This is a genomic window from Bradyrhizobium sp. AZCC 1721, assembly GCF_036924715.1.
In the GTDB taxonomy this organism is placed as follows: domain Bacteria; phylum Pseudomonadota; class Alphaproteobacteria; order Rhizobiales; family Xanthobacteraceae; genus Bradyrhizobium.
In genome coordinates this window covers 1,375,345-1,394,586 of sequence record NZ_JAZHSB010000001.1, presented here as the reverse complement: position 1 = coordinate 1,394,586, position 19,242 = coordinate 1,375,345, and the positions used below count along the sequence as shown (strand labels likewise).

Annotated in this window: 18 protein-coding genes and 1 pseudogene; 1 reads left to right on the top strand and 18 read right to left on the bottom strand. The window is 63.2% G+C overall.

Features of this window, described 5'->3' with window-relative positions:
* Positions 1-91 precede the first annotated feature (91 nt).
* The 10 genes from serA to V1273_RS06745 all read right to left on the bottom strand — a co-directional run bounded on the left by serA (position 92) and on the right by V1273_RS06745 (position 9,976).
* A complete protein-coding gene (serA, locus tag V1273_RS06790; RefSeq protein ID WP_334383566.1) occupies positions 92-1,681 on the bottom strand; it encodes a phosphoglycerate dehydrogenase in 1,590 nt (529 codons plus the stop codon).
* Positions 1,682-1,822: 141 nt separating this feature from the next.
* Positions 1,823-2,995 (bottom strand): phosphoserine transaminase, encoded by a 1,173-nt coding sequence (locus V1273_RS06785; RefSeq protein ID WP_334409123.1) that lies wholly within the window; start codon positions 2,993-2,995, stop codon positions 1,823-1,825.
* Positions 2,996-3,075: 80 nt separating this feature from the next.
* Complete coding sequence (locus V1273_RS06780) at positions 3,076-3,270, bottom strand: hypothetical protein (protein ID WP_334409121.1); 195 nt, start codon at positions 3,268-3,270, stop codon at positions 3,076-3,078.
* A gap of 259 nt (positions 3,271-3,529) precedes the next feature.
* Positions 3,530-4,000 carry a GNAT family N-acetyltransferase gene (locus tag V1273_RS06775; RefSeq protein WP_334409119.1) on the bottom strand — a complete coding sequence of 157 codons (471 nt, stop codon included), beginning with the start codon at positions 3,998-4,000 and terminating at the stop codon, positions 3,530-3,532.
* Positions 4,001-4,017: 17 nt separating this feature from the next.
* Positions 4,018-4,608, bottom strand: coding sequence for a glutathione S-transferase family protein (locus V1273_RS06770; RefSeq protein WP_334409117.1), 591 nt, complete (start codon positions 4,606-4,608; stop codon positions 4,018-4,020).
* 74 nt (positions 4,609-4,682) lie between these two features.
* On the bottom strand, positions 4,683-5,498 hold the full coding sequence (locus V1273_RS06765) for an outer membrane protein (protein WP_442894139.1): 816 nt from the start codon (positions 5,496-5,498) through the stop codon (positions 4,683-4,685).
* 212 nt (positions 5,499-5,710) lie between these two features.
* Positions 5,711-6,541 carry an outer membrane protein gene (locus tag V1273_RS06760; protein WP_334409115.1) on the bottom strand — a complete coding sequence of 277 codons (831 nt, stop codon included), beginning with the start codon at positions 6,539-6,541 and terminating at the stop codon, positions 5,711-5,713.
* 293 nt (positions 6,542-6,834) lie between these two features.
* Positions 6,835-8,094 carry an MFS transporter gene (locus V1273_RS06755; protein WP_334409114.1) on the bottom strand — a complete coding sequence of 420 codons (1,260 nt, stop codon included), beginning with the start codon at positions 8,092-8,094 and terminating at the stop codon, positions 6,835-6,837.
* Between the two features lie 145 nt (positions 8,095-8,239).
* The gene (gene glmM / locus V1273_RS06750; RefSeq protein ID WP_334409113.1) at positions 8,240-9,586 is read right to left on the bottom strand and encodes a phosphoglucosamine mutase; all 1,347 of its coding nucleotides are present in this window, start codon (positions 9,584-9,586) and stop codon (positions 8,240-8,242) included.
* Positions 9,587-9,796: 210 nt separating this feature from the next.
* Positions 9,797-9,976, bottom strand: a complete 180-nt coding sequence (locus V1273_RS06745) for a hypothetical protein (RefSeq protein WP_334409112.1) — start codon at positions 9,974-9,976, stop codon at positions 9,797-9,799.
* Between the two features lie 102 nt (positions 9,977-10,078).
* On the opposite strand from V1273_RS06745, the gene V1273_RS06740 reads away from it, so the two are divergent.
* Positions 10,079-11,215 carry an alpha-hydroxy acid oxidase gene (locus V1273_RS06740; RefSeq protein WP_334366833.1) on the top strand — a complete coding sequence of 379 codons (1,137 nt, stop codon included), beginning with the start codon at positions 10,079-10,081 and terminating at the stop codon, positions 11,213-11,215.
* A 170-nt stretch (positions 11,216-11,385) separates the two neighbouring features.
* Here V1273_RS06740 and V1273_RS06735 read toward each other — a convergent pair whose 3' ends face one another.
* From V1273_RS06735 to ltrA, 8 genes and pseudogenes are all read right to left on the bottom strand, one after another.
* Positions 11,386-12,012 carry a hypothetical protein gene (locus V1273_RS06735; protein WP_334409111.1) on the bottom strand — a complete coding sequence of 209 codons (627 nt, stop codon included), beginning with the start codon at positions 12,010-12,012 and terminating at the stop codon, positions 11,386-11,388.
* 78 nt (positions 12,013-12,090) lie between these two features.
* Entirely contained in the window at positions 12,091-12,669 is a 579-nt protein-coding gene (locus V1273_RS06730) for a hypothetical protein (protein WP_334369168.1), read from the bottom strand.
* Between the two features lie 134 nt (positions 12,670-12,803).
* Positions 12,804-13,637: a shikimate dehydrogenase gene (locus tag V1273_RS06725; RefSeq protein WP_334383575.1), complete on the bottom strand. Its 834-nt coding sequence runs from the start codon at positions 13,635-13,637 to the stop codon at positions 12,804-12,806.
* 161 nt (positions 13,638-13,798) lie between these two features.
* Positions 13,799-15,847: an elongation factor G gene (locus V1273_RS06720; protein WP_334409110.1), complete on the bottom strand. Its 2,049-nt coding sequence runs from the start codon at positions 15,845-15,847 to the stop codon at positions 13,799-13,801.
* Positions 15,848-16,063: 216 nt separating this feature from the next.
* Positions 16,064-16,249, bottom strand: a pseudogene (locus V1273_RS33990) (DUF992 domain-containing protein); the annotation flags it as partial.
* 7 nt (positions 16,250-16,256) lie between these two features.
* Entirely contained in the window at positions 16,257-17,090 is an 834-nt protein-coding gene (locus V1273_RS06710) for an alpha/beta fold hydrolase (RefSeq protein WP_334409109.1), read from the bottom strand.
* 50 nt (positions 17,091-17,140) lie between these two features.
* On the bottom strand, positions 17,141-17,620 hold the full coding sequence (locus V1273_RS06705) for a DUF992 domain-containing protein (protein WP_334383578.1): 480 nt from the start codon (positions 17,618-17,620) through the stop codon (positions 17,141-17,143).
* 286 nt (positions 17,621-17,906) lie between these two features.
* Positions 17,907-19,148, bottom strand: coding sequence for a group II intron reverse transcriptase/maturase (gene ltrA / locus V1273_RS06700; RefSeq protein ID WP_334409108.1), 1,242 nt, complete (start codon positions 19,146-19,148; stop codon positions 17,907-17,909).
* Positions 19,149-19,242: the final 94 nt, after the last annotated feature.

The following is a 19,242-nucleotide window of genomic DNA, read 5'->3' as shown; positions in this document are numbered from 1 at the left end:
GCGGCGAGGAAGCAATCGGTTCGATCGGGATTTCGCCGCGGCAGCACCGCGGCGAAGCACCTTCCCCGGAAGAAGGAAGGGGATGCGCGCTTTAAAACGCCAGCGCCTTGGCCTGCTTCACCTGCGGCAGCGCTTGCACCTTGGCAAGCACGTCGGCCGGCACGGGGCCGTCGATCTCGACCAGCGCGATGGCGTCGCCGCCCTGCTTGACGCGGCCGAGATGGAAGGTGGCGATGTTGATCTTGGCGTCGCCGAGCAGGCTGGCGAAGCTGCCGATGAAGCCGGGCTTGTCCTCGTTGGTGACATAGATCATCGACTTGCCGAACTCGGCATCGACCCGGATGCCCTTGATGTCGACCAGCCGCGGCTTGCCGTCGTGATAGACGGTGCCGGAAACGGAACGCTCCTGCCGTTCGGTGGTGACGGTCACCGTGATCAGGCTTTCGTAATCGCTCTGCGCCGCCCGTACGATCTCGTCGACCACCATGCCGCGCTCCTTCGCGACGACCGGCGCGGAGACCACGTTGACCTCGCCCAGCATCGGGCGCAGCAGACCCGACAGCACCGCCGAGGTGATCGCCTTGATCTTCATCTCGGCGACGTGTCCCTCATAGGTGATCTCCGTCTTCAGGATGCCGCTCTCGGTGAGCTGGCCCGCGAACGAGCCGAGCTTTTCGGCGAGCTCGATGAACGGCTTCAGCTTCGGCGCTTCCTCCGCCGTGATCGATGGGAAGTTCACCGCGTTCGAGATCGCCCCGGTGAGAAGATAGTCCGACATCTGCTCGGCGACCTGCAGCGCGACGTTCTCCTGCGCTTCGGTGGTGGAGGCGCCGAGATGCGGCGTACAGATCACGTTGGGATGGCCGAACAGCACGTTCTTGGTGGCGGGCTCCTCGACGAAGACGTCGAAGGCGGCGCCAGCGACATGCTTGGAATTCAGCGCATCGAGCAACGCCTGCTCGTCGACCAAACCGCCGCGCGCGCAGTTGATGATGCGCACGCCCTTCTTCATCTTCGCGAGCGCCGCCGCGTCGATGATGTTCCTGGTCTTCTCGGTCAGCGGCGTGTGCAGCGTGATGAAGTCGGCGCGCCTGAACAGTTCGTCGAGCTCGACCTTCTCGACGCCGATATCCTTGGCGCGCTCCGGCGACAGGAACGGATCGAACGCGACCACCTTCATTTTCAGGCCGAGCGCGCGGTCGGCAGCGATCGAGCCGATGTTGCCGCAGCCGACCACCCCTAACGTCTTGCCGGTGATCTCGACGCCCATGAAGCGGTTCTTCTCCCACTTGCCGGCCTGGGTCGAGGCGTCGGCCTGCGGAATTTCACGCGCCAGCGCCAGCATCAAGGTGATCGCGTGTTCAGCGGTCGTGATCGAATTGCCGAACGGCGTGTTCATCACGATGATGCCCTTGGCGGTCGCCGCGGGAATCTCGACGTTGTCGACGCCGATGCCGGCGCGGCCGATCACCTTGAGCTTCTTCGCCTTGTCGATGATCTTCGCGGTCGCCTTCGTCGCGGAGCGGATCGCCAGGCCGTCGTAATTGCCGATGATCTCGGCGAGCTTGTCCTTGTCCTTGCCGAGATTGGGCTGAAAGTCGACCTCGATGCCGCGATCTTTGAAGATCTGGACGGCGGCGGGAGATAGCGCGTCGGAAATGAGAACTTTGGGTTTGGACATCTGAATGTTTCCTTCAGGAAATCGATCGTCGTCCCGGCCGAAGCGCCTCTTGGCGCGTAGACCCGGGACCCATACTCCATGCTGTGGTTGTGGGTCCCGGCTCGCGCTTCGCTTGGCCGGGACGACGGCTAAGGAGACGAGTTAAGCCGCCTTCGGCAGCGCGGCCTTGGTCTCGGCAAACGCCCAGTCGATCCACTGCGTCAGCAGCGCCACGTCGGAGGCCTCCACCGTGGCACCGCACCAGATCCGCAGGCCCGCGGGCGCATCGCGGTAATAGGCGAAGTCGTAACCGGCGGCTTCCTTCTCCACCAGCGCAACCAGCTTCTTGGAGAACTCGGCCTGCGCGTCGGCGGTCAGCGAGGTGATCGCGGGATCGATGAACTTCAGGCACACCGAGGTGTTGGAGCGGATCGACGCATCCTTGGCCAGGAAGTCGATCCACGGCGTTTTCGCCTTCCACTCCGACAGCACCTTGGTGTTGGCGTCGGCGCGCGCGATCAGGGCTTTCAGGCCGCCGATCGATTTCGCCCAGTTCAGGGCATCGAGATAGTCCTCGACGCACAGCATCGACGGCGTGTTGATGGTCTCGCCCTCGAAGATGCCCTGGTTGAGCTTGCCGCCTTTGGTGAGGCGGAAAATCTTCGGCAGCGGCCAGGCCGGCTTGTAGGTCTCGAGCCGCTCCACCGCGCGCGGTGAGAGGATCAGCATGCCGTGCGCGGCCTCGCCGCCCAGCGCCTTCTGCCAGGAGAACGTCACCACATCGAGCTTTGCGAAATCGAGTGCTTGCGCGAACGCAGCCGACGTCGCGTCGCAAATCGTGAGGCCTTGGCGGTCCGCGCTGATCCAGTCGGCGTTCGGCACGCGCACGCCTGAGGTCGTGCCGTTCCAGGTGAAGACGATGTCGGAAGCCGGATCGGCCTTGCTCAAATCGGGAAGATCGCCATAGCCGGCGTGCAGCTTGGTGACGTCCTTGAGCTTCAATTCCTTGACGATGTCGCTGACCCAGCCCTCGCCGAAGGATTCCCAGGCGATCGTGGTGACGGGGCGCGCGCCGAGCAGCGACCACAACGCCATTTCGACCGCGCCAGTATCGGACGCCGGCACGATGCCGATCTTGTAGTCGGCCGGCACTTCCAGCACTTCGCGCGTCAAATCGATCGCGAGCTTGAGCCGCGCTTTACCGATCTTCGCGCGGTGCGAGCGACCGAGGGCTGCGTCCTTGAGATTTTGGGGATTCCAGCCGGGGCGCTTGGCACAAGGGCCGGAGGAAAAATGCGGCACGTTGGGCCGCGAAGCGGGCTTCGCTACGGTCATGAATCTACCCTTCCAGATAGTAAGCCTCCCGTTGGGGGGAGGTGTCCCGCCGCGGTCATTAGGGGAATCGGGCCCGATCGTCAAGAAGCTTCGGGCGCTTCACGCTCGATTGATGGCTCCTCGTTCGCGCAGGGAGCCGGCTCCTGCTGCAGAAGTTCGGCGGCATCGGTGACCAGTTTGGCGGCCTCTTGCCGGCTCGAGACCTTCAAAATGCTGGTGTCCCCTGCCTGCACGACATATTCGCTTCCGATCCGGACAATCGAATATTTTTTCATTGGAAATCCCCAAGCTGCCCACAGCCCCATGGGAGAGCCCGGCATAGCGGAGACGTCCCGGTCCGTAAAATCACGGACGCATGCGTAGTTTATCGCTTGTTAACCGGATCGCACAGTGACGACTACCTCAGGCATTCGTCGCAAGCGCGCTTCAACCGCGGTTGGCTGACCTTTATTCTGACGCGTTTTCTTTACGCGAACCGGATTCCACCCCCTGATCAAGTCCGAGGGCATGCTTCGCTCGAAAACGCTATGGCTATCAAAATCGCAAGGTCATGCCGACATGGCTGCGCGCAAAGCCGAGCCGCTCGTAAAACCGCTGCGCATCGACGCGGGTGTGATGCGTCAGCAATTCGACCAGTCTGCATTCCCTGGCGCGCGCTTCCACAACCGCCCACTGCACCATCTGCTCGCCGATGCCGCGGTTGCGGCAGCGGCTGGCGACGCGGACATCCTCGATCAGGCCGCGCGAGGCGCCCTGCGAGCTCAGCCCCGGCAGAATGCATAGCTGCAGGCAACCGACCACGGCGCCCTCGCCGTCCTCGGCGACGACGAGAAAGATGTTCGGGTCGTGCTGCAGCCGTTCAAAGGCCGTGAAATAGGATTGCGGCAGTGGGTCTTCGATCCGCTCGCGCGCGCCGCCCAGCGGATCGTCCGCCAGCATGGCGATGATGGTGCCGACGTCCTCGCGGCGCGCGGGGCGGATGGTGACCTTCGCAATCTCAGTCATGATGCGTTCCGGTGAAGTCACCGCGCCGGCGCAAGGGCGAGGAGTTTTTCGGTCTCGCCGATCCAGCGGCGCACTGCGGCGTAGCCGTCGAGATGGAAGCCGCCTTCGTGCGCCACGCGGGTATAGGCCAGTAGCGATACGTCGGCGAGCGTGATGGTGTCGCCGACCAGGAACGGCGTCAGCGCAAGCTGGTGCTCCATCCGCGCCAGCGCCGCATAGCCGCGCTTGACCTTTTCAGGATCGAGATCGGAGGCCGGCTTCTTCAGGTAGAACATCTGGAAGCGGCAGACGGCGATGTAGGGCTCGTGACTGTATTGTTCCCAGAACAGCCACTCGTCCATCTTCGCTTCCGCGAACGCATCCTGCGGAATGAGACGAGAACCGCGGGCGAGATAGCGGATGATGGCGTTGGATTGCGCCAGCGTGCGGCCGTCGTCGAGTTCGATCGTCGGCACCTGGCCGGCGCCATTGCGCTTGAGAAATTCCGCCGTCCGCGTCTCGCCCTTGAGCGTATCGACCGCCATCCAGGCGTAGGGCAGCGCGAGATGGTCGCATACCCACTTCACCTTCAGGCAATTGCCGGAATTGGTATCGCCGTAGACCTTCATGCGCCGCCCTCGTTAGGGCGATAGTGCAACAGGCGGCGGCAATTCTGTCAACGGCGCCTGACCGGCGCCGCAAGTCAGAATTTATAGCCGAGGCCGGCCCGCACCGTGTTGATGCTGGTGTCAACCGAAGTGGCAAAGCGCACGTATTCCCATTCCGCGCGCATGAACAGATTCGATATCAGCATTATTTCGGTGCCGAGACCGAACGAATAGCCGTAGATCAAGTGGCTATACTGGGCGTCGGTTGCGCTGATATCGAACGGCACGTTCTGAAAGCCTGGCGCGGCAGCCGGATTGACCTGAGTTCCGAAAACACGGGCGGTGCGAATGATATCGGCCTGCCCTAGCGCTATGCCGGCAAACATATAAGGGAGAAACGAACCGCACGCGTAGCCGCCGCGGACCCGAAGCGTTCCCATGTCGGAAATATTCATCTGCGCAGTCCCTTGATAGGTCGCGCCAACCGTGTACCCGGAAGGAAGCGTAAAGAACCGCGACATGCTGCCGGTCTGCGAACCGCCGAACTTGCCGTGCGTGTAATTCAATTCAACGCCCACGACGACGTCGGTCCACTGGAAATTGTAACCGACGAATCCGCCAAACCCCTCTCCGTGGGCGGAAACCTTTCCCATGACCGGCCACTGGGATATTTGCTGGACCTGCTCCATCTCAAGGCCGTCCATGAGGCGCGCCGCGATGGTCCTCGTCGAACCTGCGAAATTCATGTCTGAGGTGCCATAGGCGGCGTGTCCACCGATGTAGCCGCCTTGCCAGTTCACTGTGCTGGTGCTCAGCCCGTCGGTGAAACCACCGCGGAGAAACGGCAGGTCAGCCGCCTGCGCACCGCTTACCGCTCCACACATCCCCGCCATCAACAAAAAACGACGCATCGCAACGCTCCATCGGAAAACTCTGAACTTGGCGCTGATCATCGCCTGTTAACCTTAACCAATGGTTGTTGCGCCTTCCGATTGGCGCAATCTCGCCGGAAAGCAGGCAAACATTTTTCGCGGTCGCAGCTCTGCATCGCGATCCGTCAAAAGCAAACGGCGCGGGAAGAGCTCCCGCGCCGTCTGCAAACGTTAACGAATGAAGGTCGCGATTAACCTTTGCGGATCAACGGCGGCGGCGCGTAGACCTCCGGGCTGGTCAGATCCCAACGCACGCCGAGCTTGACGTCATGCGATGTGATGTCCTTGATCTTGATCGACGATGCACCTGAGATGCTGTTGTCGAACGCGCGGTAGTTGCCGGGGGCTGCATCGCCGAGATTCATGTAGCTGTAGGCGAGTTCGACGGTAAACGCTGGACTGACCTTGTAGGCTAGACCGGCATGGGCCGCCCAGGCCAAATTCCACTTCCCATTGTCGGCGAAGTAGGTAACGCTGTTCGACAGGGCGCCTGCGGTGTAGCGAACGCCGTCGTCGCGGAAGCCGCTGAGCTTGTTGTACGACCCACCGACACCGGCGCCGATGAACGGCGTGATGCACCACCAGGTTCCGAGGTCGACATAGGCATTCGCCATGACAACCCACTCGGATTTGCTGCCGGTGTAGTTATTGACTCCGATGTCGTCGGGCCCGAGGACGACCGTGTCCGAGCCGTGGAGGTTGGCGCGACCGCGGTATTGGCCGATCACGTCCGCACGGAACCAGTTGTTGAAGCGATAGCCGACACCGAGGTCGAATAGCATCGAGCTGTCGAAGCCTAGACCCACGGTCGTCGTTGGAAAGGTCTGCGCAGTCAAGCTGTCAATTCTCTTCGCGCTCTGATTGGTCATGCCGATGTCGCCGCGCAGATACCAGCCGCCGAAATCCTCGACCACCGGGGCCGGAGCATAAGGAGGCGGCGCAATCGCCATGTCGGCGGCAAACGCCGCCTGGGACAACAAAGTGGCCGCACCGGCGGCAATGAAAGACTTAACGCTACGCATGGGCTCGTCCTTTTGTCCGGTGAGGCTGACTGCAAAAGGCCCCACTTCAAAAATCCACGGACGGACGATGGCATTAAATGCTTAAACGGCGCTTAACCCTAATTTTTAAGGTTGACAATCTCTGACTTTTTCCCCGCGCTGTTTGCGACACGAGTCTCGATACGTTTGCAACACGAATAATAATGGGCGAAACCGCCATACGTCCTAACGATGTATTGAGAAGAATCCGCGCCACCGCACCGTTAAGAATTTGTTGATGTAGCGAGCTTCCGCCCTCGCCTCGCGCAAACGCGTCAGCGCGCGTGCTTCGGCATCTTAGGCAAGAACACTGCGAGCAGGCCGAGCGCGGGCAGGAATGCGCAGAGGTGATAGACGAAGGCGATGCCGGTGTGGTCGGCAAGCTTGCCGAGCACCGCCGCGCCAAGTCCGCCGATGCCGAAGGCGACGCCGAAGAACACGCCGGAGATCATCCCGAAGCGATGCGGCATCAGTTCTTGCGCGAACACGATGATCGACGACGTCGCTGACGAAATGATCAAGCCGATGATCACCGTCAGCACCGCGCTGCCGACGAGGCCGGCATAGGGCAGCGCCAGCGTGAACGGCAGCGCGCCGAGGATCGAGAACCAGATCACGTATTTGCGCCCGAAGCGATCTCCGAGCGGCCCGCCGAAAAATGCGCCCACCGCATTGGCGGCAAGAAACAGGAACAGGTAGAGCTGGGCTGCCTGCGTCGACACCTGAAACTTTTCGATCAGATAGAAGATGTAATAGCTCGACAGGCTCGACACATAGAGCTGCTTCGAGAACAACAGCGCAACCAGCACTGCGAGCGCGATTCTGACGCGCCGGGAATCCGGCAGGTCCGGATGACGTTCTACCTCCGCCGTTTTCTTCGTCGTGATCTGCGGCTTGTACCAGACGCCGATCCGCCAAAGGATCACGATCGCCAGAAACGCGATCGACGAGAACCAGGCGATCGAGGGCTGGCCGAACGGTACCACGATCAGCGCCGCCAGCACCGGTCCCATCGACGTGCCGAAACTGCCGCCAAGCTGAAACACCGATTGCGCGAAGCCGTAGCGCCCGCCGGACGCCAGGCGCGCAATCCGTGCCGACTCCGGGTGAAACACCGCAGACCCCAGTCCGACCAGCGCCGCCGCGATCAGGATGATCGGATAGAGATGCGCGACGCTGAGCAACAGCAAGCCGAAAAACGTAAAGCCCATGCCGATCGCAAGCGAGAACGGCTGCGCCTTCTTGTCGGTGAAGTGCCCGACGACGGGCTGCAGCAGCGACGCGGTGAACTGGAACGCCAGCGTGATCATGCCGATCTGCGCGTAGTCGAGCGCGTAAGCATCCTTCAGGATCGGATAGACCGAGGCGATCAACGACTGCATGGTGTCGTTGAGGAAATGCGAGAAGCTGATGCCGGCCAGCACGACATACGCCGGCCCCGCCACGGCCGCTTTCGCAGCGAGCCCCGGCGCCGCGTCCGGCACGACCACCGGCGCGGTCGCGGTTTCCTCAGTTACGATGACGGGCTTGTTCAACGGCGCATTCCCGAAAAGGATTCGCTGACGCAATGCCGCGTTTTACGTCGCCCGCCCGGTTGCGACCAGCAGCAATAGCCGATAGCTGCGATGCGCTCCTGCGCACCGCCGATCAGCAATCGCGCGTCCTTTGGATAAAGCGTGCTTATGCCGCGGCGGCGTGGCCGAGCGCGTTGACGATCTGGTCGACGACTTCCTCGACCAGGAGCCGGTCGTCGCCCTCGCCCATCACGCGGATGACAGGCTCGGTGCCGGACGAACGCACCAGCAGCCGGCCGTGGCCGTTGAGGCGATTCTCGCCGTCCATGATCGCCGATTTCACCTCGGCGTGGTCGAGCGGCTTGCCGGATCGGTAGCGTACGTTCTTCAGGATCTGCGGCAGCGGATCGAAGCGATGGCAGACCTCCGACACCGGGCGGCGAAGCTTTTGCACCACGGCCAGCACCTGCAGCGCTGCGACGAAGCCGTCGCCTGTCGTGGCGTAGTCGGAGAGGATGATATGGCCCGATGGCTCGCCGCCGAGATTGTAGCCCTGCGACAGCATCTGCTCGAGCACGTAGCGGTCGCCGACCGGCGTGCGCACCATGCCGAGGCCCTGCCCCTCGAGGAAGCGCTCAAGCCCGAGATTCGACATCACGGTAGCGACGATGCCGGGCTTGGCGAGACGGCCGTCTTCCTTCCAGCTTTGCGCGATCACGGCGAGCAACTGGTCGCCGTCGACGACGTGGCCGCGCTCGTCGACCAGGATGACGCGGTCGGCGTCGCCATCGAGCGCAATGCCGATATCGGCGCGCATCTCGCGCACCTTCTTGGCGAGCGCCTCCGGTGAGGTCGAGCCGCACTCCTTGTTGATGTTGAAGCCATCGGGTTCGACGCCGATCGCGATGACGTCGGCGCCCAATTCCCACAGCGCTTCCGGCACCACCTTGTAGGCCGCGCCGTGCGCGCAATCGATCACGACGCGCAGGCCGTCGAGCGAGAGCTCGCGCGGCAACGTGCGCTTGGCGAATTCGATATAGCGGTCGTGGACGCCGTCGATACGGCGGGCGCGCCCGAGACTCGCGCTCTGCGCCAAGCGGCGGTCGATCGGCTCGTCGAGCAATTGCTCGATCTGCCTTTCGACGTCGTCGGACAGTTTGAAGCCTTGCGGACCGAACAGCTTGATGCCGTTGTCCTCGAACAGATTGTGCGACGCTGAAATCATCACGCCGAGATCGGCGCGCATCGACTTGGTCAGCATCGCGACCGCCGGCGTCGGCATTGGGCCGAGCAGCAGCACGTCCATGCCGACCGAGGTAAATCCGGCCACCATGGCGTATTCGATCATATAGCCGGAGAGCCGCGTATCCTTGCCGATGACGACGCGGTGGCGGTGATCGCCACGCTGAAACACCAGGCCGGCCGCCTGCCCCACCTTGAGCGCGAGCTCCGGCGTGATCAAACCATTGGCGCGGCCCCGAATTCCGTCGGTACCGAAATATTTGCGGCTCATGTGACCCCCAGCCTTTCCGGGACTTCTTCAAGGCCTTGCGGCCACGAATCCCGAACGCCTCCATCGTAGCGTGCAGGGGGTTATAATCCTTCGCCCGCTAAAATGGCTTCAAAAAATATGATGAATCATTACGGCCATTAGCGGCCAAAAGGCAATATAACTATTTGTTATATCTGGATATTCACGCCAGGCAGCGATCGGCCTACCGGCTCAACCGCTCCGTTTGACGTGCTGGTCGCCTTTCGAAGGCGGCGGCTGGGTGACATTGACCGGGTCGGATGCCGGAAAGGTCTCTTCCAGCCCCTCCTCCAGAGCGTCGTCGAGCCGGCGTTTTTCCTCGCGATCGGCCGGGCCGGTCTCGACGGGGGCGGCTTTGCGCGGTCCGGTCATGGGATATCCTCCCGGGAGTGGCGCCGAGACGCGATTTGGCTGGCCATCCAACCATGCTAGATGACGACGCAGCGAAGAAGTTCAAGAAGGGCCGGGACGTCCATGAAGCATATCACCTGCATTGAGGATCTGCGCCAGTTGCACAAGCGCAGGGTTCCCAAGGCGTTTTTCGACTACGTCGACCGCGGCTCCTACACCGAGGACACGCTGCGGGCCAATTCGGAGGATCTGCAGCAGATCAAGTTCCGCCAGCGCATCCTGGTCGATGTCTCCAAGCGCGATCTCTCCACGACGATCCTCGGCGAGCCGGCCGCGATGCCCTTGATTCTTGCCCCGGTCGGCCTGCTCGGCATGCAGCATGGCGACGGCGAGATTCATGCCTGCCGCGCCGCGCAGGCCGCCGGCATTCCCTTCACCCAAAGCACAATGTCGATCTGCTCGATCGAGGATATCGCAGCTAGCGTCGACAAGCCGTTCTGGTTCCAACTCTACGTGATGAAGGACCGCGGCTTCATCAAATCGCTGATCGAGCGCGCCATTGCGGCGAAATGCTCGGCGCTGGTGCTGACCGTCGATTTGCAGGTGATCGGCCAGCGCCATCAGGATATCAAGAACGGCATGACGGTGCCGCCGGAATGGTCGCTGTCGAAGCTGATCGATTTCGCCAGCAAGCCGTCATGGGTCGCGGGCGTGCTGCGCGGCAAGCGCCGCACCTTCGGCAACATTGTCGGCCACGTCAAAGGCACCGAGGATCTCACCAAACTCTCGGAGTGGACCGCGTCGCAATTCGATACCTCGCTGAACTGGAAGGACATCGACTGGATTCGCTCGATCTGGCCGGGCAAGCTGATCCTCAAAGGCATTCTCGACGTCGAGGACGCCGAAATCGCGGCCAAGACCGGCGCGCAGGCGATTGTGGTTTCCAACCATGGCGGCCGCCAGCTCGACGGCGCGCCGTCCTCGATCGAGGTGCTGCCCGAAATCGTCGATACCATCGGCTCGAAGATGGAAATCATGTTCGACGGCGGCATCCGCTCCGGCCAGGACGTGGTGCGCGCGCTCGCGCTCGGCGCCAAATCATGCATGATCGGCCGCGCCTATGCCTATGGCCTAGGGGCCGGCGGCGAAGCCGGCGTCGCCAAGGCGCTCGACATCCTGGCTAAGGAAATGCTCACCACGATGGGGCTGTGCGGCGTCAATACGATTGCCGAGATCGACGATCGCGTACTGGCGGTGTGAGACGCTGTTCGTGCGAGTGCCTCCATACGTCGTCCCTGCGAACGCAGGGACCCATAACCACCGATGTTTGTGATGCGCAGCGCTGGAGCCCAGCTTTCTCTAACAACTAACATTAGTGGTTATGGGTCCCCGCGTTCGCGGGGACGACCCGTTGAGAGATTTGCGGGCGATCACATCGGCGGTGTGATCCCGTCGCGGCCGACATTGACGCGCGCGGCTTCCAGCGTGCCGTCGTCCTTCTTCACCGCGCCGAAGATGATGATCTTGGCGCCCGGCTTCAGCTCGGACTTGTCGCCGGCGACGAAGGTGACGATCGGCGTATCCGGCGGCACCACGACTTTCTTTTCGCCGTCTTTGTATTTGACCAAGATATTCTGACCATCGGTGCCCTTCACCGTCTGGGCGACGGTGGCGTTGGTCATGGTCGAGTTCGGGCGTTGATCCCACGGCCGAAAACCTTCGGCCGCGCCGCGCTGGTTCTCCGGAAAAATATGCACCGCGACCGCTTTCTGGGTGCCGTCCGGCTCCGGCATGCCGGTGACGCCGATGTAGGAGCCTTCCTTGATCTCGGACAGCGCGGTCTTGGCCACGCCGAACACGGCGACATTGTCGGTGAGACGGACCTTCATGTCGGCGCCCTCGCGCGACTTGACCGATAGCATGGACCCGTCGATGGCCTCGATGGTGCCGCGAATGCGCACCGTCGGTGGCTGCTGTGCCCAGGCCTCCGCGGCAAACAGCGCGACAAGGCCCAGCGAGGCCGCAAACCCGCGCGGCCATGAAGAAGATTTCAGCATGGTGTTCCTCCCGAGATATATTGGCGCCCAACTCAATGCAAACACCGCACGGAGGTAGCTATTCCAGCATGCGGCTTCTCACATCGGCGGGGTCAGGCCGTCGCGGCCGACGCTGACGCGGCTGGTCTCGAGTGAGCCGTCCGGCAGCTTCTTCATGAAGGCGATCACCTTGGCGCCGGGCTTGAGGTCCGATTTGTCGGCGGGAACGTAGGTCACGACCGGCGTCTCTGGAGAGACCACGACTTTCTTCTCGCCGCCTTTGTATTTGATCGTCAGGGCGTGGCCGTCATTGCCGACCACGGAATCCGCGACCGTCGCGTTGGTCATCGTGGAGTTCGGACGTAGATCATAGGGCCGCGAGCCCTCGCCGGTGCCGCGCATCGCTTCCGGAAACACATGCACTTCCACCGCGTTCTGGCTGCCGTCTGGTCCCGGCACTGTGGTGGTGCCAATGAAGGATCCGACCTTGATGTCGGACAGCGAGATCTTACTGATCCCGATGACGTTGACATCGCCGGTCATGTGCAGCCTGACGTCGTCGCCGCCGCGGGACTTCACCGCGAGCACGTCACCATCGACGGCTTCGATGGTGCCGCGGACGCGCGTCGGCGTCGGTGGCTGCTGGGCGATCGCGTAAAGCGTGGAGCCCGCCACCATCGCGACGGCGACAAGCGGGCGAACGAGCTGAAAATGACGGACGGGCATGCTAGGGTCTCCAATAGTGGCACTGACGTAGCCATTGACCCCGGCCTTTCAAAAAAATTCCGGCTCAAGATTCCGCGATCAGCCGATCATGTATTCGTGAGATCGGCTTCGACGAGCGCACGAAGCTCCGGCGTCACCTCGGGGCGCCGTCCGAACCACAGTTCGAATCCCCGCACCGCCTGATGCAAGAGCATGCCGAGCCCATCGGCGGTCTTCAGCCCGCGCGCGCGTGCAGCGGTCAGCAGCGGCGTGTCGAGCGGCACATAAACGAGATCGGCGACGACGGCGCGTGACGGCAGCCGGCCGACATCGAGTTCGAGCGGCGGCTGCCCCTTCATGCCGAGCGAGGTCGTATTCACCAGAAGTCCGGCGCGCGGCAGGAGATCGCCGAGCGCATCCCACGCCACGGGCAACACGTTCACGCCGAACTGATCCGCCAACGCGCTCGCGCGCGCCATGGTGCGATTGACGAGATGAATGCGCTTGATGCCGCGTTCGCGCAGGCCAAACACGACAGCGCGTGACGAACCGCCGGCGCCCAGCACCAGTGCATCCTCTGCTTGGTCCCAGCCGCCGGCGCAGGCGTCGAGATTGTTGATAAAGCCTTCGACGTCGGTATTGGTCGAGCACAATTCGCCGTCTGCGAACCACAGCGTGTTGGCGGCGCCGACTGCGCGGGCGCGCTCGTCCGGCTTCGACAGCGCAAGCGCGCGCTCCTTGTGCGGAATGGTGACGTTGGCGCCGACGAAGCCGCGGTGCGACAGGCGGAAGATGAAATCCTTGAACTCGTCGGGCGGCACCGCCTCGATGACGTAGCCGCCCTCGATGCCGAGCGTGCGCAGCCAGTAATGATGGATCAGCGGCGAGCGCGAATGCGCGGCCGGCCATCCGATCAGGCACGCGGCGGGGGGTTTAGGCACGATCGTTCTCGGCGGCGCGGACAGGCATGGTTTCCTTCCAAAATTCTTGCAAAATTCTTGGAAGGCGATCCATTTCGTGTCCCGCCAGCCGTGTCAAGCACGCGGGCCGGTGCTCTCCCTCTCCCTCTCCCCGTCCTTCACGGGGGGAGGGAGACGCACAGCTACGCCGCGACGCGATGCGCGGCGATGATCTGGTCGGCGGCGCGGCCGGTGACCTCGGCCATGCGGTCGAACTGGCGGGTGAAACCGCCGGCGCCGGCGGTGGCCGAGCGCAACTCCACGATCAGATCGCCGATCTCCGCCTCCGGCATGGTGGCGCGGACGCAGTCCCATGCCGGCCAGCCCTCGCGGGTGTCGAAGCCGAGAATCTGGCCGCGTCGCGCCGACAGGATCGCGTTGATCTTCGCCGTCGCCTCCGTCGGGCAGACGATCTCCACCATGTGGATCGGCTCCAGCAGCACCGGTTGACACTGCGGCAGCGCCTCGGTCATGCCGACACGGGCCGCGGTGCGGAACGCGAGATCGGACGAATCGACGCTGTGATAGGAGCCATCGATGAGCGTGACCTCGACGTCGATGACGGGAAAACCGAGCGGACCCTTGGCGAGGCCGTCGACCACGCCCTCTTGCACCGCGCCGATATAATTTTTCGGCACCGCGCCGCCGACCACCTTTTCGTGGAACTCGAAGCCCGAGCCGCGCGGCATCGGTTTGATTTCCAGCACCACGTCGCCGAACTGGCCGTGGCCGCCGGATTGCTTCTTGTGGCGGCCGCGCTGGGTGATCGGCTTGCGGATGGTCTCCTGATAGCCGATCGCCGGCGGCTGCGATTTGACGTTGACGCCGAAGCGGTCGCGCAGACGCTCGAGCGCGACGCGCAGATGCATCTCGCCCTGCCCCCACAGCACGATATCGTGGGTGCGCTGGTTCTGGATCATCGTCAGCGACGGATCTTCCTCGTTCAGCCGCAGCAGCGCCTGGCCCAGCTTGACGTCGTCCTTGCGATCGGCCGCCGATAGCGACATGGCAAGCACCGGCGGTGTCGGCGCGATCTGCACCAGTGCCGCCGGCGCGGCCTTGCCGCTGGACAGCGTATCGCCGGTCTTGATCGCGTCGAGCTTGCCGAGCGCGATCGTCTCGCCGGCTTCCGCCGCGGAGCGCTTGGTATCGTGCGCGCCGTTGACCGCGAGAATGCCGGACACCCGTCCGGCTTCGCCGGAGGACGATTGCAGCGTCGCGCCGTCATCGAGATGGCCGGCGAGCAGCCGCGTCAGCGACAGCTTGCCGCCGTGCTGCAGATGCAGCGTCTTGAACACATAGACCAGCGCCTCCTTTTGCGACGATGCGCCGAGGCGTTTCGCCGTTTCAACAACGCCGGGCGATTCATGCCGCAGCGCCTTCATCAGCCGCAGCACGCCGTTCTCGCGGCTCGCGGCGCCCAGCAGAACCGGACAGATCAGCCCTTCGCGCAATTCGCGGGCGAGATCGTCGAACACCGCGTCGCGCGGCGGCTGGATGTCTTCCAGCAACTGCTCCATCAACGCGTCGTCATGATCGGCGAGCTTTTCAAGCATCGAGAAGCGCGCTTCCTTCTCTCGGTCGAGATCGCCGCCTTGCAGCGCGATCACCTCGGAAGGCTTGTGCTCGCGATAAACAAAGGCGCGCTCCAGTGCGAGGTCGACAAAGCCTTCGATCAAGTCGCCGTTCCAGATCGGAATCTGCCGCAGCACCAGCGGCACGCGCGAGGCCGGCTGCAGGGTTGCCAGCGTTTCGCGGATGCGCTTGTTGGCGCGGTCGATCTTGTTCAAAAACAGAAAACGCGGAATGCCGAGATCTTCCAGCTCGCGCAGGATGATCTGCAGTTGCGGCAGCTTCTTCTCGTCCGCCTCGCAGACCACGACCGCGGCATCGACCGCGGGCAACGCGGCGCGCATGTCATGCGCGAACTCGACCGAGCCGGGACAATCGATAAAGGTGTAACTGTCGCCCATGAAGGTGGTGGTGGCGGCGCTCAAGGCCACGCCCATCTTGTGATGGCGCGCTTCGGGGCTGGCATCGCCGACGGAAGTTCCCGCATCGACGCTGCCGGCACTTTTAATGGCGCCCGTTCGCGCCAGTATTGCTTCTAGAAGTGTGGTTTTACCGCTCTGGAAAGGGCCCACCAGTGCAATGCACCGTGGACCTTGGGGACTTCTGACGTCTTGTCCCATTGCCGCCTCCCTGTTTTGGAGCTCGGCCCGTGATTGGGTCGGCGACCTCTGATGCTCCGCCTGTCGCAACGATTTGGCAAGCGGGAAAACATCGCTGCGGTGCGAGGCGGGGTGTTCGGGGCGCCAGCCGCCGTCATTGCGAGTGAAGCGAAGCAAATCCACCTTCCCACTCGGGAAATTGCTTCGCAATGACGGGGAGAAAGGCGTGATTAACAATTAACGCCCCGGCCTGAGTTCCAAACTTTCCAATCCGGCAGCAATGCTGACGCCTACCTGGCCCTGCACGCTCAAGGGCTACAGCGCGATCGAATTGGCGGAGCCGCCGACGTTGCCACGGCGCTCAGCACCCGCAGGAGCGCAGCGAAATGCGGGACAAGAACCAACCAAGGAGCCCCGGATGTCGCGATGCTCATCCGGCTACGTTCGATGGGCCGGAGCCGCAATCGATGAACTCCGCAACGAGGCCGGTGATCTCAGTTGGCCGCTCCAGGCTCGGTAGATGGGCAGTGCCGGTCAACATATGGCCTGCCCCCTTCAACATCGTCGTTGCAATGTGGCGGCTTCGTTCCTGAATGTGCGGAAAATCGAGGTCACCCCAGATCACAAGCGATGGTGCTGATATCTCGCGCAAACGATGGAAGGTGGGCACGACATCGAGATTCGACCCGGCCGACGGCGACCGCAGCGCAATGGCGTTCATGTCGAGGAACAGCCGGCGCGCCTCACCTGTGACACGCTCCTCGGGCTGCAGTGGACCGTCCAGCCAAAGATGAGCCTTGATTGCGTTCACGCGATCCAAATCGCCAGCTCGTTCGGCGTCCTTGAGCTTGGCCATCAGGCCCTCGATCTCAGACGGATAGATCGGCTCTGGCGCGCCGCTCACGGCGGGCGCAATGAGAACGAGCGCGCGGACATAGGATGGATGCAGAAGAGCAGTGTCGAGTGCGACCCGTCCACCCTGAGAGCATCCAACAAGGATCGTCGGCGCGCCGTTCCCGACGGCGTCAATCACCGCCAACAAATCCGCGACTGCAGAAAAGTCCTCCTTTTCCGCGCGAGTCTCGCCAAAGCCCCGCCGATCGTACGCGATCGCCTTGTTGCTTGCGCCGAGTGCATCGAGTTGCGCGCGCCACATGCGACTATCGCAGACCGCTGCATGCAGAAAGACGACAGGGTCGCCGTGGCCGACGACTGTCGCGGCGAGCCTGGCCTGGCCGGACGCAATCTGATGATTGGAAATCATGATTGATGCTAGCCCCGTTGGCTCGCAATGACGGAGATAGGCCGCTCCGATCAGCGCCCCGGCCGCAGCTCCAGACTTTCCAATCCGGCGGCGATGCTGACCCCTACCTGGCCCTGCAGGCTGAGCGGCTGCAGCGCGATCGAGTTCGCCGAGCCGCCGACCAGTACGTTGCCGCCGACACCGACGCCAAGCGTCGCGCTGCCTTGCGCGCCGACATAATCGCCGGAAAGGCCGCCCGGCCCGAGCCGCGCGACAGGTGCGAACACGCCCCAGGCCAGCGCCGATTCCTGGGTGATGCCGAGATCGAGTCCGACTTTGCGGATGGTGGCCACATAGCGATCTTCCGGCATCCCTTCTGCGCGCAGCACGCAACCGAGGTGAGTGACGGAACCGACGACGAAACCGACACTGGCGCCGCCGCGACACTCCAGCACGCCGACCTGCACGCGCTGCCCCTGCTGCGCATTGGCGCCGATGGATGAAGCCAGCGTAGCGAGAACGGCAGCGGCGAGGATGAAGGAACGACGCATGAAGTAAGCTCCGGAAAGAAAGCGATGCGAGCAAAGAATGCAAATCGGAGCGCCGTGCCCGCGGCGCTTGCCGTTCTATGCCACAACATCACAGGTAGTACCAGAATGGCGGAAGCGCGAAGCGACGAACTATGGTGCGCAAATTACGCACCTGAGAATCTCGAGATTCCGGGTTCGATGCTGCGCATCGGCCCGGAATGACATCAATCGGGATAGGGGGGAGCCTCGCGGCTCCGCCCCTCCCACACCACCGGACATACGGGTCCGTATCCGGCGGTTCGGCAGATTATGCGGATCGCTGTGCCGCGATGGAAGCCAGGCCGAGTGAACTGAAGAAGCTGTTTGGCAGGGCCATGGTGAGTGCGGGGCTGTTCGCGAGCCGCCAAGGGCCATGTGGGCTTCCGGCGGTTTTCGCCGCCAGATCCCGGCCGACGCCGCGGCGTCGCAGCTCGGTGAAGCGAGTGTCACCCCGTTTCCATTGTTTCCAGGCGATGGCGCGCAACCGCCGCCTGAGCCACTCATTAAGCGCGCGCAGCACCGAGGAGGTTTGGCAGAAGCCGAAGTAGCCGCGCCATCCTTTCAGATAGACGGACAACTCCTTGACGATCTGCGCGAGGCTTCGTCCGCACGAGCGCCGCGTCAATCCCCGAACTCTCGCCTTGAAGCGGGCGATGGCCTGCGGCGCGATGCGCCGTCGCGGCTGTCGCCCAGCGGTGAAGCTGAAGCCCAGGAACTTGCGAACACCCGGTTTGGCGACCGCACTCTTGACCGTGTTGACCCTCAGCCTGAGGCGCTTGGCAAGGAACCGTTCGATGCCGGCCATCACCCGCTCGCCCGCCTTTTGACTGCGCACATAGATGTTGCAGTCGTCGGCGTAGCGCACGAAGCGGTGACCGCGCTTCTCCAGTTCCTTGTCCAGCACATCCAGCATCAGGTTCGACAACAGCGGCGAGAGCGGACCGCCCTGCGGCGTGCCCTCCTCCGTCGGACTGACCAAGCCTCCCTCCAGCGCGCCCGCGGTCAGAAAGCCGCGGATGAGCTTCAGGATGCGTTTGTCAGCAACCCGCTTGGCAACGAGCCCCATCAGGATGTCGTGGTTGACCCGGTCGAAGAACTTCTCCAGGTCGATGTCCACGACGATGGCATGCCCGAACGCGATATACGCCTGCGCCCGTTCCACCGCCTGGTGCGCCGAGTGCTTCGGCCGGAAGCCGAAGCTCGTCTCGGAGAACGTCGGGTCCCAGTCAACTTGCAGCACCTGCATCACCGCCTGCTGGATGAAGCGGTCGAGCGCCGTCGGGATGCCGAGCAGCCGCAGACCGCCCGACGCCTTCGGTATCTCCACCCGCCGCACCGGCTGTGGCTGGTAGGTGCCATCAAGTAGCTGAGCCCGGATCGTGGGCCAGTGCTCCTTCAGGTAGGCCGACAGACCATCGACGCTCATGCCGTCGATGCCTGCCGCGCCCTTGTTGCGCTTCACTTGCGCCAACGCCTTCCTCAGATTCTCACGCTCGACAATGTCTTCCATCGACGGTCCTGCGACCGCCGGGCGTTCGAGACAGGCTCTCGCCGTGCGCGCTTCGGGCTCTCGGGCGGCAGCGCTTCGGGTTTCACCCTCCGCT

Bases quoted from the DNA above. Each gene is read 5' to 3' on its own strand.
- serA (WP_334383566.1), bottom strand. From the start codon at position 1,681: ATGTCCAAACCCAAAGTTCTCATTTCCGACGCGCTATCTCCCGCCGCC.
- V1273_RS06785 (WP_334409123.1), bottom strand. From the start codon at position 2,995: ATGACCGTAGCGAAGCCCGCTTCGCGGCCCAACGTGCCGCATTTTTCC.
- V1273_RS06780 (WP_334409121.1), bottom strand. From the start codon at position 3,270: ATGAAAAAATATTCGATTGTCCGGATCGGAAGCGAATATGTCGTGCAG.
- V1273_RS06775 (WP_334409119.1), bottom strand. From the start codon at position 4,000: ATGACTGAGATTGCGAAGGTCACCATCCGCCCCGCGCGCCGCGAGGAC.
- V1273_RS06770 (WP_334409117.1), bottom strand. From the start codon at position 4,608: ATGAAGGTCTACGGCGATACCAATTCCGGCAATTGCCTGAAGGTGAAG.
- V1273_RS06765 (WP_442894139.1), bottom strand. From the start codon at position 5,498: ATGCGTCGTTTTTTGTTGATGGCGGGGATGTGTGGAGCGGTAAGCGGT.
- V1273_RS06760 (WP_334409115.1), bottom strand. From the start codon at position 6,541: ATGCGTAGCGTTAAGTCTTTCATTGCCGCCGGTGCGGCCACTTTGTTG.
- glmM (WP_334409113.1), bottom strand. From the start codon at position 9,586: ATGAGCCGCAAATATTTCGGTACCGACGGAATTCGGGGCCGCGCCAAT.
- V1273_RS06745 (WP_334409112.1), bottom strand. From the start codon at position 9,976: ATGACCGGACCGCGCAAAGCCGCCCCCGTCGAGACCGGCCCGGCCGAT.
- V1273_RS06740 (WP_334366833.1), top strand. From the start codon at position 10,079: ATGAAGCATATCACCTGCATTGAGGATCTGCGCCAGTTGCACAAGCGC.
- V1273_RS06735 (WP_334409111.1), bottom strand. From the start codon at position 12,012: ATGCTGAAATCTTCTTCATGGCCGCGCGGGTTTGCGGCCTCGCTGGGC.
- V1273_RS06730 (WP_334369168.1), bottom strand. From the start codon at position 12,669: ATGGTGGCGGGCTCCACGCTTTACGCGATCGCCCAGCAGCCACCGACG.
- V1273_RS06720 (WP_334409110.1), bottom strand. From the start codon at position 15,847: ATGGGACAAGACGTCAGAAGTCCCCAAGGTCCACGGTGCATTGCACTG.
- V1273_RS06710 (WP_334409109.1), bottom strand. From the start codon at position 17,090: ATGATTTCCAATCATCAGATTGCGTCCGGCCAGGCCAGGCTCGCCGCG.
- V1273_RS06705 (WP_334383578.1), bottom strand. From the start codon at position 17,620: ATGCGTCGTTCCTTCATCCTCGCCGCTGCCGTTCTCGCTACGCTGGCT.
- ltrA (WP_334409108.1), bottom strand. From the start codon at position 19,148: ATGGAAGACATTGTCGAGCGTGAGAATCTGAGGAAGGCGTTGGCGCAA.